Source organism: Vibrio sp. 10N.222.52.B12 (assembly GCF_002875385.1).
GTDB classification, from domain to species: domain Bacteria; phylum Pseudomonadota; class Gammaproteobacteria; order Enterobacterales; family Vibrionaceae; genus Vibrio; species Vibrio jasicida.
In genome coordinates this window covers 1-995 of sequence record NZ_MDAW01000151.1, presented here as the reverse complement: position 1 = coordinate 995, position 995 = coordinate 1, and the positions used below count along the sequence as shown (strand labels likewise).

The window sequence follows — 995 nt, the reverse complement described above, 5'->3', positions numbered from 1 at the left end:
AACCTGAACTCGGGATAAAAATAGAAGTGAACTAAAAGCTGGCTCTGCGATCAGATCTTTCGACCAAGAGAGAACAATCGCAAAGGAACCAGCTATGCACAAACTAATAGACTTATTTTGCCATGTCGATGACTTCTGTCAGGCTTTTCTACCTCAATGGCAAAAACTTCAACTTGAACACGGTGAACGTAAACGAAAGCGCAAAGGACGTATGTCTGAAAGTGAAATAATGACCATCATTATTGCTTTTCATATGTCGCACCAACGTGATTTTAAGAATTTCTATCTTGGCATTATTCACCGATACCACAAAAGCGAATTTCCTACGCTACTGAGCTATACCCGCTTTCTGGAGGTGATGCCCTCGGTGCTTGTTCCTTTAAGCTCTTTCTTCACTCATGTAAAAGGAGAGCCGACAGGTATTGAATTTATTGACTCTACTAGCATCAAAGTATGCCACAACTTGCGCATCCCAAGGCATAAAGTGTTCAAAGGAACAGCAGCACGAGGCAAAGGTACCATGGGTTGGTTCTACGGCTTTAAACTTCACATCATTACAAATCATCTTGGTGACATTGTTGCGGCCAAACTTACGCCAGCAAATACTGATGATAGAAAACCTGTTCGTGAATTATCAAAAGGGCTGCTCGACAAGCTTTATGCAGACAAAGGCTATATCAGTAAAGCGCTAACTGAAGACTTAAAAGAAGATGGTATTACGCTGATAACAACGCACCGAAAGAACATGAAACCCAAAGTCCTAGCTGCTTGGGATCGTGCAATGTTATCGAAGCGATTCATTATTGAAACGATAAATGACCAGCTGAAGAACATATCTCAGATAGAGCATTCTCGCCATCGTAGCTTGCATGGGTTCATGTTGAACTTGCTTGGAGGCTTAATCGCTTACTGCTTAAAGCCAGAAAAGCCATCACTCAACATCACCAATACTGAAAAGTCTGGTTTGATGGCGATGGCTTAAACCGATCTCAGGT

1 protein-coding gene is annotated in these 995 nt (G+C 42.0%); it reads left to right on the top strand.

From position 1 onward, the window contains the following. Window positions 1-94: 94 nt before the first annotated feature. Window positions 95-982, top strand: coding sequence for an IS982 family transposase (locus tag BCT11_RS23345; RefSeq protein WP_102389400.1), 888 nt, complete (start codon window positions 95-97; stop codon window positions 980-982). The last annotated feature ends 13 nt before the right edge of the window (window positions 983-995 follow it).

Coding starts and splice junctions, on each gene's coding strand:
- BCT11_RS23345 (WP_102389400.1), top strand. CDS start 95: ATGCACAAACTAATAGACTTATTTTGCCATGTCGATGACTTCTGTCAG.